General features: G+C 73.7%; 12 protein-coding genes. 4 read left to right on the forward strand and 8 right to left on the reverse strand.

The window, feature by feature from the left end; genetic code table 11:
* Positions 1 to 6: 6 nt before the first annotated feature.
* A complete protein-coding gene (locus ACIOHG_RS11155) occupies positions 7 to 933 on the reverse strand; it encodes a hypothetical protein (protein WP_400948207.1) in 927 nt (308 codons plus the stop codon).
* Positions 934 to 1,049: 116 nt separating this feature from the next.
* Positions 1,050 to 1,205 carry a hypothetical protein gene (locus tag ACIOHG_RS11160; protein WP_400948210.1) on the reverse strand — a complete coding sequence of 52 codons (156 nt, stop codon included), beginning with the start codon at positions 1,203 to 1,205 and terminating at the stop codon, positions 1,050 to 1,052.
* Positions 1,206 to 1,451: 246 nt separating this feature from the next.
* On the opposite strand from ACIOHG_RS11160, the gene ACIOHG_RS11165 reads away from it, so the two are divergent.
* Positions 1,452 to 2,807 (forward strand): tetratricopeptide repeat protein, encoded by a 1,356-nt coding sequence (locus ACIOHG_RS11165; protein WP_400948213.1) that lies wholly within the window; start codon positions 1,452 to 1,454, stop codon positions 2,805 to 2,807.
* A 154-nt stretch (positions 2,808 to 2,961) separates the two neighbouring features.
* On the opposite strand, the gene ACIOHG_RS11170 is transcribed toward ACIOHG_RS11165, so the two are convergent.
* The 5 genes from ACIOHG_RS11170 to ACIOHG_RS11190 all read right to left on the reverse strand — a co-directional run bounded on the left by ACIOHG_RS11170 (position 2,962) and on the right by ACIOHG_RS11190 (position 8,440).
* Complete coding sequence (locus tag ACIOHG_RS11170; protein WP_400948216.1) at positions 2,962 to 3,309, reverse strand: VOC family protein; 348 nt, start codon at positions 3,307 to 3,309, stop codon at positions 2,962 to 2,964.
* Between the two features lie 83 nt (positions 3,310 to 3,392).
* Positions 3,393 to 4,019, reverse strand: coding sequence for a DUF4291 domain-containing protein (locus ACIOHG_RS11175; RefSeq protein ID WP_400948218.1), 627 nt, complete (start codon positions 4,017 to 4,019; stop codon positions 3,393 to 3,395).
* Positions 4,016 to 6,460 carry a protein kinase gene (locus tag ACIOHG_RS11180; RefSeq protein ID WP_400948221.1) on the reverse strand — a complete coding sequence of 815 codons (2,445 nt, stop codon included), beginning with the start codon at positions 6,458 to 6,460 and terminating at the stop codon, positions 4,016 to 4,018. Before ACIOHG_RS11180 ends, ACIOHG_RS11175 begins: the two co-directional genes overlap by 4 nt.
* Before the next feature lie 114 nt (positions 6,461 to 6,574).
* Positions 6,575 to 7,843: a serine hydrolase domain-containing protein gene (locus ACIOHG_RS11185; RefSeq protein ID WP_400948224.1), complete on the reverse strand. Its 1,269-nt coding sequence runs from the start codon at positions 7,841 to 7,843 to the stop codon at positions 6,575 to 6,577.
* Positions 7,844 to 8,026: 183 nt separating this feature from the next.
* A complete protein-coding gene (locus tag ACIOHG_RS11190; RefSeq protein WP_400948500.1) occupies positions 8,027 to 8,440 on the reverse strand; it encodes a carboxymuconolactone decarboxylase family protein in 414 nt (137 codons plus the stop codon).
* Positions 8,441 to 8,643: 203 nt separating this feature from the next.
* Between ACIOHG_RS11190 and ACIOHG_RS11195 the strand changes: the two genes are divergently transcribed.
* Entirely contained in the window at positions 8,644 to 9,570 is a 927-nt protein-coding gene (locus ACIOHG_RS11195; RefSeq protein WP_400948227.1) for a pirin family protein, read from the forward strand.
* 154 nt (positions 9,571 to 9,724) lie between these two features.
* On the opposite strand, the gene ACIOHG_RS11200 is transcribed toward ACIOHG_RS11195, so the two are convergent.
* Positions 9,725 to 10,267: a nuclear transport factor 2 family protein gene (locus ACIOHG_RS11200; RefSeq protein ID WP_400948230.1), complete on the reverse strand. Its 543-nt coding sequence runs from the start codon at positions 10,265 to 10,267 to the stop codon at positions 9,725 to 9,727.
* A 454-nt stretch (positions 10,268 to 10,721) separates the two neighbouring features.
* On the opposite strand from ACIOHG_RS11200, the gene ACIOHG_RS11205 reads away from it, so the two are divergent.
* Both ACIOHG_RS11205 and ACIOHG_RS11210 read left to right on the forward strand, forming a co-directional pair.
* Positions 10,722 to 12,278 carry a serine/threonine-protein kinase gene (locus ACIOHG_RS11205; protein ID WP_400948233.1) on the forward strand — a complete coding sequence of 519 codons (1,557 nt, stop codon included), beginning with the start codon at positions 10,722 to 10,724 and terminating at the stop codon, positions 12,276 to 12,278.
* Positions 12,275 to 13,888, forward strand: coding sequence for a serine/threonine-protein kinase (locus ACIOHG_RS11210; protein WP_400948235.1), 1,614 nt, complete (start codon positions 12,275 to 12,277; stop codon positions 13,886 to 13,888). The genes ACIOHG_RS11205 and ACIOHG_RS11210 overlap by 4 nt, the downstream gene beginning before the upstream one ends.
* The last annotated feature ends 192 nt before the right edge of the window (positions 13,889 to 14,080 follow it).

The following is a 14,080-nucleotide window of genomic DNA, read 5'->3' on the forward strand; positions in this document are numbered from 1 at the left end:
GTGGCACTACAGCTGGTCGGTCTGCTGGCGCAGGTCGGCCAGCAGCTCCACCCCGTGCGGGGTGAAGTGCTCGCTCAGGGGTTCGAGTTCGCGCATGAGGTAGCGGACGGCGGGCAGGCCCTCGTCGTAGGCGGCCTGGAAGCACGTGCGTTCGTTGGCGGTCAGGTCGTCGCGGTCCAGCTCGGTGCGGCGGAACCTCAGCAACTGGTTGTAGACGCCGGTCGCGTGGAAGGCCCGGTCCACCTCCCAGAACTGGTTGCGCGCGACGCCCTGACCCGCTCGCCACTTGATCTCGATCTTCGGTGACTCCTTGGACGAGTACCCGTCGGCGAAGACCTGGTGCTGAAGCACGTGGAAGCTGATCGACTGGTGCGTTCCCTCGTGGAGCAGGTTCTCCGCCAGGAAGCGGGGAGACGGCTCCGGGCTGACCGTGTTCGGCGGGATGTGGTGTCGGGCCTTGTCGGAGAACACGACGATGTACGGGAGCGCCGGGTCACTGGAACTGGTCAGCGAAGAAGCGCGGACTCCGGGCTTGAGTCCGACCCACAGCAGCCCACGAACGAACTCGCGCACGCGGGCGAATCCCTCGGGGTGGACCAACGACAGGCGGTCCAGCGCCTCGGACAGTGCTGCGCGGCGGTCATCGGTGTGCTCGGCGATCTCGTAGTTCGTCAGGTTGATCTCGTTGGCGATCTCGCCGGGAAGCTGGGCGTCGAACCAGTCGAAGGCCGCTCCGGCCACGGTCACGCTCTCACTGCGCAGGGAACGGGCGTGCTGCGCGTAGGGAGTACCGGACTTGATCAGGCGTTCCATCAAGGCGAACGGCAGAGTGTTCTCCGCGCCCTCCTCGCGCAGGCGGAGCAGGTCCGGGTCCTTCCGGCCGAGGTCGAAGAAGGAGCCGGCCGGGACGCTGGTGGCGATGGTGGTGTTCACTGCGGACTCTCCTTGCTTGGGGCTGTGTGGCGATGCCGCGCGACGGGCCGACCCGGGTGGTCATCCGGGCCGACCCGCCATGCCGTCAACTACACGGCATTAGTTCAGAGTTGCTGTCAGACCTCGGTGGCCACGGGCGCGAAGTCACCGTCCGGCACCGAGTGGTCCAGGCGCCGCGTCAGGGACTCGACGCCCACCGGCGCGAAGTCGCCGTCCGGCACCGAGTGGTCCAGGTGCCGCGTCAGGTTGCTGACCTGGGTGCTGTCGGACATGGTTGTGCTCCCTCCATAGGTACTGCTGCGGATTGGTGGTGCACCTCCCCGAGGTCCGGGGAGGAGTTTGCCGACCGCTGGCGGGTTCACCACGTGGCCTGCGGCAGGTGTCGCCATTGCCGTGCCAGTCGGCGGGAACCCCTGGCCTGTCGGTGCAATCAGTGAACAGTCAGTCACGCTCCGGCGGTACGGTGTGAGCACACCGATCCCGTTCAACCCGTTCAAGATCGCGATTAGGGGCGACAGTTGACGGACACTAAGGCACCGAACGAAGCACTGGCCCGTGTGATCGCGGAGGCCGGATGCACGTACCAGGCCCTGGCGACGACAGTGCGCACGGTCGCTTCCGAGGCGGGGGAGCACTTGGCCACGGCTCCGTCGGCCGTCGCTCACTGGGTGGCCGGCGGCACCCCCACCGGGCGCACGCCGCAGTATCTTGCCGAGGCCCTCACCCGGAGGACGCGTCGCAAGGTGACCGTGGCGGAGATCGGATTAGGGTCGGAAGCGATCGGGGAGGTTATGAGCGCCGACCCGCTGGCCACCGCCGCCGACCTCGGGAGAGCCGTGATGCAGTCCCGCCGTGACTTCCTCGCCAGTGCGTTCGCCACCGCCGCCGTGGCGCTGCCGCTGACCTACGATCACCATGCGGTCGCCGCGACCCTGCGAGCGGGAAGGACCGGCGGCCGGGTGGGCGTCGGTGAGGTGGCCGCTGTCCGGCACATCACCAGCGTGTTCACGGCCGCTGACGAGCGTCTTGGCGGTGGGCACGGGCTGAGCGCGGTGACCACCTACCTGACCGACACGGTGGTGCCGATGCTCCAGGCCACGTACCCCTCCGAGGCGATTCGCCGGGACGCCTACGGCGTGGCGGCCGAGCTGTCGTACCTCGCCGCGTGGAAGTACCACGACCTGGGTCGGGAGGGTGCCGCACAGCGGTACTACCTCCTCGGATACCAACTCGCCTGCGAGAGCGATCCGACGGGACACGGAGCCTGGATGATGCGTGCCCTCGCTCATCAGGCCCTCAACCTCAAGCAGCCGGAGTTCTGCGTTGAACTGGCGGAGGAGTCCCTGCGGCGAGCGCGTGGGAAGGTGGACCCACAGACCGAGGCCCTGCTGCTGATCACGAGCGCCAGGGCGTACGGAGCTGTGGGGAGCGGGCAAAAGGCCGCAGCGGCGCTACTGGCGGCCGAGGACGCCATGCTTGACACCGCGACGCCGCCCGCGTCCTTCACGGCGGCTACTGGGCCGGTAGCGGCAACCGTCGCCTCTCACACCGCCAAGACGCTGGCCGAGCTGAAAGACCACCAGGCGGCCGAGCGCCACCACCGGGCCGCCCTCGCCGGTCGTGACCCCGAGGCGTTCCGGCGCATTCACGCCCTGACGCTCGGGAATCTGGCCCGGTCCGTCGCTGCCCAGCGGCGTCACGACGAAGCTGTGGGGATCTGGGGTCAGTCGCTGGATTTCATGGACGGAGTCGTCTCGGACCGGCACAAGAAGGACCTTCACAAAGTCCGTACCACAATGACGAGTTGGGCCCGGCGTGGCATTCCCGGCGCCGCAGACCTCGGGCAGCGCGCCGCCGAACTCGTCCGAGCCTGACCCGCGCCCGCCAGACCCCGCCCTGACTGGTCGCGTGAGTGCCGGGCCGTCCCGCACCATCGAGCCGTTCGCACCGAGTAGGTCTCGCCAGACAGCAAAACGCCCCGTTCGGCCAAGTGCCGGGCGGGGCTCTGTCGTTGGTGCTGACCTGCGGCTAAGCTGCACAGAACTGGTAATCACGTGTGTTGGGGTCCTGCAGCACCACCCAGTCGAGGCCGGGGACGCTGTGCTCGCCGACGACGCTCGCGCCCAGCGCGACCAGGCGCTCCACCTCCGCCGCCAGGGCCGTGCCGGGCGGGACGCCGAAGTCGACGTGCACCCGGTTCTTGCCCAGCCGCTCCTCGGCCACCCGCTGGAACCCCATCGCCACGGGCCGCGCCCCGACGATGACGAAGTCGCCGTGGTCCGCGGCGATTTCGCCGCCCAGCACGGCGGCCCACCAGCGGGCCAGCTCCTGCGGTTCGGCGCAGTCCATCGTGATCATCGCTGCTGTCAGACTCATGACCGGCACCCTAGCCGCGCCCGCCGACAGTCGGTCGCCCCCTGTTGGTTGTCGCCCCTGCCGACTGTCGTGCCCTACCGGTCCTACCGACCGTGGGCGGGGGTGCGGCAGAGGCGGTCGGCCGGTTCGGCGGACAGGGGGTAGGGGCGTTCGGCCGGGAGGAGGCGGGCGGCCCGGTCGGGGTGGCCGGTGCGGAGCAGGGCGGCGGCGCGGCGGACCTGCGGGGTGAGGTCGGTGAGCGAGACCGTCCACTCCTCGGCGTATTGGCGGATCGTGTCGCGGCCGAGGCCGACCTGGATGCTGTAGTGGTTGAGCGCGGCGCCGCGCAGCGAGCGCTCCGGGTCCCACTGGACGTGGACGGCAGCCCGGGCGAGGCGGTCCGGGTCGCCGGTGGTGAGTTCGGCGCGGGACAGCGCGTGCTCCCAGCCCGCGCGGGTGATCCGAACGGCGAGGACGCGCTCCTGCCCGGCCTTGGTGCCCCAGTTGCTGCGGTGCAGCAGCCAGGGCAGCGAGGGTTTGATCCAGGTCATCCGCCCGAACGAGAACGGCGCGACGAACCGGCCCGCGCGCAGCGCCGCGTCGGCGATCGCCGGGGAGTACGCCTGGTACATCACGATGCTGGTGGCGTCGAAGTCCGCCCGGACGGCGTGCAGGGCTCCGGTCGCGGTCGCACCGGACGTGGAGGTGGGGGCGCTGCGCTGCCGACTCATGTCCCGAGCGTGCCAGGTCGGGGCGGGTCCGGGCGAGGCGTTTTCCGGCGGCCCGGGAACCAGCGGCGGCCGACGCCCCGGGACGGTGCCTGGTCCGCCGGGGCGGGGGCCGGGGCCACCGGGTCCGGGACCACCGGGTCCGGCGCCGTGGCGCTCTCCTCGATCTGACGGCGGGTCAGGTCGATGGTGAGCAGGCGGCTGTGGTCGCCGAAGCGGGCGGCGGTCTCGGCGCGCAGCAGGTCGATCAGGCGGAGCGCGGCGCTGCGGTCGCCGGTCCGGGCGGTGAGGACGGCGGCGTCCAGGCGGCACTTGTAGACCAGGAAGTGGTGCGGGTCGAGGGTGCGGGCGGCTTCGGCGGCGATGTCGGCGAGCAGGGTGACGGCGGTGCCGGGGTCGCCGTGTTCGGCGAGGGCGAGGGCGGCGCGCATCCGGGCGGAGAGCGCTTCGCCGGCCGGCCCGGACTCCCGGCTGAACGCCCGGTCGGCAGCGGTGGTCGCCACGGGGTCGGGCGCGGTGGCGGCGGCGCGGGCGTTCCAGTTAGCCCAGCCGTTGCGGGCGGCGCGGGCGTTCCAGTTGGCCCAGCCGTTGCGGGCGGCGCGGGTGCGGGGGTGGTGCGGGCCGAGGGCGGTGGCGCAGTCGCGGGCGAGTTCCTCGAAGGCGTAGGCGGCGGCCCGGGCGTCGCCCGCCTCGCCGAGGTGGCGGGCGAGTCCGTTGCGGGCGGTGAGGGTGAGTTCGTCCTCGGGGCCGCGCAGGGCGGTGCAGTCCTGGACGAGTCGGCGGTAGAGGGCCAGCGCCCGGTCGGTGTGGCCGGCGCCCGCGGTGGCGTAGGCGTGGCCCTCGCGGGCGGAGAGGGTCTCCATGGCGGCGGGGCCGAGCGCGGCCTCGGCCTCGACGGCGAGCCGGTCGAACAGGGCGACGGCCGCTCCCCCGGCGGGGTTCTCGGCGTACGTCCAGTGGGCCTGCCAGTAGCGGGCCTCCAGGACGTCGGGGTGCTGCTCGCCGTGCTGGCCGGCGAGGCCGTCGGCGGCGAGCTGGTAGGCGGCCGCGGCCGAGTCGAACTGCTGTCCTTCGGCGAGGAGTTCGCCGAGCCGCAGGTGGGTGCGGTAGTGGAGCGGGTCGGTGGGGGCGGTGGTGGCGCGGACGCGTTCGGCGAGCCGGGCGGCGGTGCCGACGGCGACCGGGAGGTTGCCGGTCCGGGCGGTGCGGTGGACGAGTTCGAGGCGCTGTTCCAGGACAGCGGGGGCGTCGGGCCCGAGGACCCGGGCGGCGTGCTCGACCAGTTCGGCGAGCAGCACGGCGGCCCGGGCGTCCTCGCCGCTCTCGCCGGTGGCGCGGGCGTGGGCGAGCCGCAGGTCGAAGGCGTCGGGGTGGTCGGTTCCGTACAACTCCTCGGCGAGGGGCAGGAGTTGTTCCAGCGCGGGGGCGGCGGTGGCGGGCGGGAGGAGTTCGGCGACGGCGCGGCGGCCGATCAGGTCGAGGACCTCGGCATGCCGGGCGATCAGCGGGTGCGGCCGGACGGCGGGGGCGTCGGCGGCGGCGTCGGCCACGGTGTCGGCGGGGCGGAGCGCGCGCTCCACGTGCTCGGCGACCAGGGCGAGTCCGGCGGGCGGCAGCCAGGGGGCCTGCGGGTCGGGGCGCAGCAGGGCAAGGAGTTGCCGGGGCGTGGGCCGGGCGGCCGGGTCGGGGTCGAGGCAGCGGGTGACGGCGGGCAGCAACTCGGCCGGGACGCCGTCGAGTTCGGGCCGGGCTTCGACGGTGCGCCGCAGGACGGGCCAGATGTCCTGCGGCGGGTCGTCCGGGCCGGTCCAGGGGTGGCGGCCGCGGGCCAGGGTGGCGAGGACCGCGCCGAGCGCGAACACGTCGCTGGGCGGGCCGACCCGGTCGGGCCGTTCGATCTGTTCGGGCGACATGTAGCCGGGGGTGCCGGTGAGGCCGTCCAGGGTGAGGGTCTGGCCGGGGGCGCGGGAGATGCCGAAGTCGATCACCTTGGGGCCGTGCGCGGTGACCAGGATGTTGCCCGGCTTGAGGTCCCGGTGGACCAGTCCGGCGACGTGCACGGCCTCCAGCGCCTCGGCGATGCCCGCGCCGAGCCGGCGCACCGAGGCGGCGGGCAACGGGCCGGTGGCGCGCAGCAGTTCGGCCAGGCTGGGGGCCGGCACGTAGGCGATGGCCAGCCAGGGGCGTTCGGCGTCCGGGTCGGCGTCGAGCACGGGGGCGGTCCACACGCCGCCGACCCGACGGGCGGCCCGCGCCTCGCGGGCGAACCGGCGCCGGGCGTCCGCGTCCCGGGCCTGTTCGGGGTGCAGCACCTTGACGGCGACCAGCACCCCGCCGGCGGTGCGGCACAGGTGGACCTGCCCCATGCCGCCGGAGCCGAGCTCGCGCAGCACCCGGTACGGTCCGATCTCCCGTACGTCCGGTGGCTGTTGGGCGTCCCGCACGGCCGGTCCTCCCTCCCGGTGCGTCCGTCGCGCCCGTTCGGGCACGCGCCTGTCAGGACGACGGGAGGGCGGGCCGGAGTTCCCGATGCGGCGTCAGTTTCCTTTTCCGGTCTGCTACTTCTCGGCGGGGAGCTCGTAGACGTGGCCGGGGGTGGCGATCTCGGTGACGGCCTTGGCGAACAGGGTGCTGGGCTCGTTGCCGTCGTGCACGATGTCGGTGTTGAGCAGGATCACCAGGGTGGCGTCCTGCTCGGGCAGGTAGACGGTGACGCTCTCGTAGCCGGGCAGCGAGCCGTTGTGACCGGTCCAGCCGCCGACCCGGAACAGGCCGAGCCCGTAGCCCGCGCCGTCGCCGAAGCCCGGGACGGGGACGAACTTCTCCCGTTCGGCCTGGGTGGCGGGGCTGAGCAGGGTGCCGGTGGCGAGGGTCTTCGCCCAGTGGTGCAGGTCGTGCAGGTCGGAGATCATCGCCCCGGCCGCCCAGCCCCAGGACGGGTTCCAGTAAGTGGTGTCCTCGACGTCCCCGCTCAGGGTCTGGTTGCTGTAGCCGTGCGCGTACGGCTCGGGCAGTTCGTTGCCGGCCGGGAACAGCGTGTGCCCGAGGCGGGCCGGCGCGACCACCCGCTCCTGGACGAAGTCGCGCAGCGGCATCCGCCCGAGCTTCTCGACCAGCAGGCCGAGCAGCACGGTGTTGGTGTTGGAGTACTGGAACTGCGTCCCGGGCGGGAAGACGTTGTCGTGCTTGAACGCGTAGCCGAGCAACTCCTGCGGGGCGAAGGGGCGGTAGGGGTCGGAGAGCAGCGCGTGCACGAAGTCCTGGTCGAAGGTGTACGAGTACAGGCCGCTGCGCATCTCGGCGAGTTGACGGATCGTGATGTGCTCGCCGTCCGGGACGCCGTCGAGGTACGTGCCGATCGGGTCGTCGAGGCCGAGCAGGCCCTGGTCGACGAGTTCGAGGACGGCGGTGACGGTGAAGGTCTTGGTCTCGCTGCCGATCCGCAGGTTGAGGTCGGGCGTCATCGGCCGCCCGGTCGCCCGGTCGGCAACGCCGGTGGAGCGGACGTAGCTGCCGCGGCCGGGCAGCCAGAGGCCGACGGTCACACCGGGGGTGCCGGTCTCCTGGCGGACCTGTTCGATCGCCGCGTCCAGGCGGGCGGCGAGCGCCGGGTCGAGCGGACAGTCCTCGTCCGGGGCGTGGTGGGCCGGTCGCAGGATCGGCCGGGTGAAGGGGGTGCCGGAACCGCCGACGGGGACGCCCAGCGGGGCGGCGACCGCGGTGGTCGGGGCGAGGGTGCCCAGGGCGAGCAGGGCGACGGCGAGGCGCCGGGCGGTGCGGCGGACGGTACGGGGGCGGCGAACGGTACGGGGGCGGGGGCGGGTCATGGTGGGGTGTGTCCTCCGGAGCGGGTGGTGACCTGTTCAGGACAGGTCACCACCCGCGCGGGGCGCCGGGAGCGCGCTGCGCGGGGCGGGTCGGCGAGTCCACTCGTGCGGCGGGGCGCTGGGTGCGCACCCGCGCGCCGGGCCGTTCGGCGGACGCCGCTCCACCGTCCCGCCGAAGGGGCGTCAGTGTACGGAGGACGGGCGGACCGGGTGCTTGCTGAGGATCGATACCCGGTTGAAGGCGTTGATGGCGATGGCGATCCAGATCACCGCCGAGATCTGCTCGTTCCCCAGGACGGTGCGGGCCTGCGCGTACGCGGCCTCCTGAGCGGCGGAGTCGGCGGGGTGGGTGGTGGCCTCGGCCAGCGCGAGGGCGGCGCGCTCGCGCTCGTCGTACAGGCCGGTCTCCCGCCAGGCGGCCAGCACGCCGAGCCGCTGGACGGTCTCGCCCTCCTTCAGCGCGGCCTTGGTGTGCACGTCCAGGCAGTAGGCGCAGCCGTTGAGCTGGGAGACCCGGAGGTTGATCAGCTCGACCAGGCGGCGTTCGATCCCGGCCTCGGCGGCCGCGGCGCGGACGGCCTCGGCGGTGCCGAGCATCGCCCGGAACGGCTGCGGGTGCTGCTTGTCGATGTAGACCCGGGCCGTCGCGGCCGCCACCTCGGTCACGTGGACTCTCCTCCAGTTGCGGCCCGCCACGGGCGGGTGGTTTGTCGGACGGTTCGTTTCATGATAGTTGAAGATAAAACCATTTGTCGTGGTGTCGCGGCGCACAGCCCCCGGCACCGGGGAGGGAGCACAGCATGAGCACCACCGGGAACGGCGCCGCCGAGGTCCTGCCCCCGCGGGACGTCCCGCTCGGCGGGGCCCGCGCCATGACGGTCCGTCGGACCCTCCCCCAGCGCGAGCGTACCCTGATCGGCGCCTGGTGCTTCGTCGACCACTACGGCCCCGACGACGTCGCCGTCACCGGCGGCATGGACGTGCCCCCGCACCCGCACATCGGCCTGCAGACCGCGACCTGGCTGTTCAGCGGCAAGCTCCGGCACCGCGACAGCAACGGCGTCCACGAGGACGTCCTGCCCGGCGAGCTCAACCTGATGACGGCCGGCCGCGGCATCGCGCACTCCGAGACCTCCACCCCGGAGACCACCGTCCTGCACGGCGTCCAGCTCTGGATCGCACTGCCCGACGCGCACCGGCACACCGGGCGGGCCTTCCACCACCACGTCCCGCGGCCCGTCCCGCTGCCCGGCGGCGGCGAGGCCCGGGTCTTCCTCGGCACGCTGGCCGGCGAGACCTCCCCCGTCCCCACCTTCAGCCCGCTGCTGGGCGCCGAGATCCACCTCCCGGCCGGGGCCACCACCACCCTCGACCTCGACCCCGCCTTCGAGCACGGCCTGCTGGTCGACGCCGGCGAGATCCGCTTCGCCGGCACCCCGCTGCGCCCCGACGAACTCGGCCACCTCCCCACCGGCCACCCCACCGCCACTCTCACCAACACCTCCGCCGAACCCGCCCGCCTGGTCCTGCTCGGCGGCACCCCCTTCGGCGAGGAGATCGTCATGTGGTGGAACTTCGTCGCCCGCACCGGCGAGGAGATCGTCCAGGCCCGCCTCGACTGGGAGAAGGGGGACCGCTTCGGCGAGGTGACGGGCTACCCGGGCGACCGCCTGCCCGCCCCGGAACTGCCGAACGCCACCCTCAAGGCACGGGGAAACCGCCACTGACCTGTGTAAACCCATTCCTCGTGAACGTGCCGACACAGCAACAGGGCGCCGGAGCGCGCCCTTCCGCGCAGGCCGACGACACACCGCCCGGAAGGGAACGTCCAGGGGCCCCACCCCCACGTGCGGTGCGCCGCCCAGCCGGTCCGACGGGCCGTCAGCACCGCGTGGGTTGCTGCCGGGTCCGGAGGGAGTCGGCGATGCGCGCCGCCGACGTCCCTCGTCCGTTGGCCGCGGCCCGGATCGGGATCCCGTACGCGGCGGCGGTGTCGATGCCGATGTCCTTGGCGGCCTGTTCGGGCAGGTCGGCCAGGTTCCACAGGGCGACGTCGTGGCTGACCTGCCAGTCGGGGGTGAAGCTGAGCAGGCTGATCCCCGGGAGGTCGAAGCGGTGGCCGCTCACGTGCAGCCCGGTGACGCGCCACATGAACGCGGCCCGGTCCGGGGCGTGGACGCTGTCCTCCACCCAGCACCTGGTGTCGGACGTGTTGGCGAACCAGGGTCCGAACTGGTCCCGGATCTCGTCCAGGCCGTGCAGGTCCCAGCGGAGCGACTTCTCCTCGTAGTGGGCGTCGTCGGTGTAGATGGATAACGCGGCGTCCAGGTCGTGCCGGTTCCAGCCCTCGCAGTGCCGCTGGTAGGTGGCGAGTTGGGCGGCCTGGTAGGCCGGTTCGGCCTGCCGCGTGGACGCAGGGCTCATCGTTGTTCCTCCCCATTCCCGGGCCGGGTGCCGCGGTGCCGTCACCGCGGCTTCGACCGGCCACCGGTCTTCGGGCCCGCCTCCGGACCCCCGCCCGAGCAGACCACGGGCCGGTACCGCCGAGCGCCGGGAACCCCCTCAAACCGCCCCGGAGAGGGAATCGCGGCCGCGCCGCCCAGGCTGCGCGGGCGCCGGTCAGGTCGAAGTCCTGCGCGACCTGACCTGTGGACCGTTCGCCGCGCTGGCACAGGTCGACGATCACGGCCGCGAACTCCGGCGTGAACGAGCGCCTGGGCCTCGGCTTCCTCTCCACGGAAAGACGGACCGCGGCGGGGCCGGTGGGAGGTGTCGCCTAGGATCACACTCCTGACCAAAGCTTTACGGGGGAACGGAAGCCATGCAGCCGATCGGACCTGACGATCCGCCATACGTTGGACCTTTCAGGACGGTTGCCGTGCTCGGCCAGGGCGGTATGGGCAGGGTGCTGCTGGGGGCGGCCGCGGACGGGCGGCTCGTCGCCGTCAAGCGCGTGCACGCCGACCTCGCCGACGACGAGGGCTTCCGCGCCCGGTTCCGGCGCGAGGTGGACGCCTCGCGGCGGGTGTCCGGCGCCTACACCGCGCCGGTGGTGGACGCCGACCCGGACGCTCCGGCGCCCTGGCTCGCCTCCCTGTTCCTGCCGGGGCCCACCCTGGGCGAGGCGCTGGAGGCGGTCGGCGCCCTGCCCGAGGAGACGACGCGCCGGCTCGCCGCCGGTCTCGCCCGGGCGCTCGCGGACGTCCACCGGGCCGGGCTCGTCCACCGGGACCTGAAACCGTCGAACGTCCTGCTCACCGAGGACGGCGTCCGGGTCATCGACTTCGGCATCGCCCGGGCGGACGACCACGCCACCAGGATCACCCACACCGGCGCTTTCATCGGCTCCCCCTCCTTCATAGCCCCGGAGCAGATCGTGGGCGGGGCCGCCGGGCCCGCCGCCGACGTGTTCGCGCTCGGGGCCACTCTGGTGCTGGCCTGCACCGGGCGGCCCCCTTTCGACGGCGGCTCGGTGCCCGCCGTCCTGCACGCCGTGGTCCACGGAGAACCCGAGGTCACGGCCGTGCCACCGGGTCTGCGCGCCCTGGTCGCGGCCTGTCTCGCCAAGGACCCGGCCCGGCGGCCCTCCCCGCAGGAGGTGTCGGCCCGCCTCGGGGCGGTGGCCGCCGCCGCCCGGCCGTGGCCCGAGGCCGTGCACGCCCGGATCGCGGCCCAGCGGGCGGAGGCCGACCGGTTCGTCCACGCGACACCCTCCGTCCCCCCGCCCCCGCCGCCGACCGCTTTCGCCCCCGCGCCCGTTCCCGCCTCCGTCCCTACCCCTGCCCCCGTCTCCGCCCCCATCCCCGGACGGGCCTCGCGGCGGCCCCGGCGGATCGCCCTGGCCGTCGGCGCCGGGCTGCTCGCGGTCACCGGAGCGGTGGTCGCCGCGCCGGGCCGGGCGGCGGACCTGTACTACCTGGTGGTGCCCGAGCCCGTCCCGACCCCGGGCGACGTGCCGCTGAGCAAGGTCCCCGACCGGTACACCGGGCCGCTGTCCACCTGCGACGAGGTGTTCACCCGGGTGACGGCCCCCAGCGGATTCACCGTGGAGCACACCATGGAGAGTCCGGACCGCACCACTCCGGTCGGCGGGCGACGCTCCGAGCAGTGCTCGTGGAACACCCGCTCCGGTGACCGGATCACCATCGTCTGGGACCAGTACGACAGCGCCGCGGGCCGGACCGGCGCCGAACTGGCGAAGGAGCACTACGAGGCGTTCTACCGGCGCGGGGTCACCCCGCGCAGTTCCGCCTACGGCTTCTTCGAGGAAGCCCTGTGGGAGAAGCCGCACGGCGAGTCCTGCGTCCTGCGCGGCCGGGACGGGAACCTGCACGTGTTCCTGATCGTCGAGGGCGCCGCCTATCCGGTGGGCCGCTGCGAGGGTGTCGCCGAGGACGTCGGACGGCAGTTCATGGCGGCGGTGAAGGCCCGATGACGCGCCCCCTCGGTCCCGAGGACCCGCACCGGGCGGGGCCGTACCGCCTGCTCGCCGAACTGGGCCGGGGCGGCATGGGACGGGTGTTCCTCGGCGCCGGGCCGGACGGGCGGCTCGCCGCCGTGAAGCAGGTGCACGCCCGCCTCGCCGTCGACGCGGGCTTCCGGGCCCGGTTCCGGCGCGAGGTGGAGGCGTCCCGGCGGGTGTCCGGGGCCTGCACGGCAGCGGTACTGGACGCCGACCCGGAGGCCGCCGTGCCCTGGCTCGCCTCCGTGTTCGTGCCCGGCCCCTCGCTCGGCGCTGCCGTGGAGCGGTCCGGCCCACTGCCCGCCGAGACCGCGCGGCGGCTCGCGGTGGGCCTGGCGACCGCCCTGGACGAGATCCACCGGGCCGGGCTGATCCACCGCGACCTGAAGCCGGAGAACGTCCTGCTGTCGCAGGACGGGGTGCGGGTCATCGACTTCGGCATCGCCCGGGCCGTCGAGGACGGCGGTCCCGCCGCACTCACGGGCACGGGGCTGGTCATCGGCTCGCCCGCGTTCATGTCCCCCGAGCAGGCGGAGGGCCGGGAGCTCACCCCGGCGAGCGACGTGTTCTCGCTGGGTTCGGTCCTGGTCCTGGCCGCCACGGGGACGAGCCCGTTCGCCGGACCCTCGACGTTCCAGCAGCTCTACGCCGTCGCGCACGCCGAACCCGCACTCGACGCCCTGCCGGACGGGCTGCGCGGCCTGGCCGCCGCCTGCCTGGCCAAGGACCCGGCCGCCCGCCCGACGCCCGCCCAACTCCTCGCCGCGCTGGGTCCGTTGGCGCCCGATCCGCGCCCCTGGCCGCCGACCGTCCACGCCATGATCACCGAACAGCGGGCGCAGGTCGCCGACCTGCTGCCCCTGGACCCGGCTCCGGACCCGGGCCGGGCCCCCGCCGCTTCCGCTTCCGCTTCCGAACGGGCGGCGGCCCTGCCCCCGGGCAGCCCCACCGCCGCCGCCACCGCTCTCGCCACCGAGGTGTCCGCTCCGGCCCCGCGGCGACGCGGGCGGTGGGTCCCGGTCGCGGCCGCGACCGCAACCGCCCTGTGCCTGCTGGGCGCCGGGGCGTGGTGGTACGTCCGCGACGACAACCGCGCCGGGCCGGCGGACCGCTACCTGACGATGCCGACCTGCGCCGAGGCCGCACTGCGGCTCCCCCTGCCGGAACGACGGAAGGACATGGACCGGTTCACCGACTTCTCCTCCTCGGCCGACACCGACTGCTCCTGGTACGACAGGAACGAGCAGTTGGCGAGCGGCTGGGAACCCTCCTCCCACGCCGACGTCCGCTGGTCCCTGCGCCGTTCGGTGGGCACCGGCGAGAACGCCACCGAAGTCCAGCGGAAGGACTTCACGGACCGTGCACGCAGCGACGGCCGCCCCGCGACCGGTCTCGCCTTCGCCGACGACGCGTACTGGAGGACCGCCGACAGCGGGTGGACCTGTGCGCTGTCCGTCCGCAGGGCGAACCTCACCGTGGACGTCTTCCTCGCCGGCGAGCGGCATCCGGCCGCCGACTGCGAGCAGGAGGCGGCGAGGATCGCCGAAGCGGCCCTGGCAGCGGTTCCCGCCACCCCCGCCTGACCCTCGGGCGGTTCCTGGCCGGGGCCGGGTCGGAGCAGCCAGGAGCCGGGGCCGGGTTCCCGATGGCCTTGATGCCGTCGGGCGCGTCCTCCTGGAGGTGGCTGCTGCCGAGCATGGCCACGTCCCAGACGTCCAGGTCGAGTTCGAGGCCGGCGAGTGCGGCGGCGAACTCCCGCCACGGACCCGTCCCGC

The organism is Kitasatospora sp. NPDC088134, assembly GCF_044741705.1.
GTDB lineage: Bacteria > Actinomycetota > Actinomycetes > Streptomycetales > Streptomycetaceae > Kitasatospora.

Excerpts from the sequence above, each read along its gene's own strand:
- ACIOHG_RS11160 (WP_400948210.1), bottom strand. The coding sequence starts at position 1,205 with ATGTCCGACAGCACCCAGGTCAGCAACCTGACGCGGCACCTGGACCAC.
- ACIOHG_RS11170 (WP_400948216.1), bottom strand. The coding sequence starts at position 3,309 with ATGAGTCTGACAGCAGCGATGATCACGATGGACTGCGCCGAACCGCAG.
- ACIOHG_RS11175 (WP_400948218.1), bottom strand. The coding sequence starts at position 4,019 with ATGAGTCGGCAGCGCAGCGCCCCCACCTCCACGTCCGGTGCGACCGCG.
- ACIOHG_RS11185 (WP_400948224.1), bottom strand. The coding sequence starts at position 7,843 with ATGACCCGCCCCCGCCCCCGTACCGTTCGCCGCCCCCGTACCGTCCGC.
- ACIOHG_RS11190 (WP_400948500.1), bottom strand. The coding sequence starts at position 8,440 with ATGCTCGGCACCGCCGAGGCCGTCCGCGCCGCGGCCGCCGAGGCCGGG.
- ACIOHG_RS11195 (WP_400948227.1), top strand. The coding sequence starts at position 8,644 with ATGAGCACCACCGGGAACGGCGCCGCCGAGGTCCTGCCCCCGCGGGAC.
- ACIOHG_RS11200 (WP_400948230.1), bottom strand. The coding sequence starts at position 10,267 with ATGAGCCCTGCGTCCACGCGGCAGGCCGAACCGGCCTACCAGGCCGCC.
- ACIOHG_RS11210 (WP_400948235.1), top strand. The coding sequence starts at position 12,275 with ATGACGCGCCCCCTCGGTCCCGAGGACCCGCACCGGGCGGGGCCGTAC.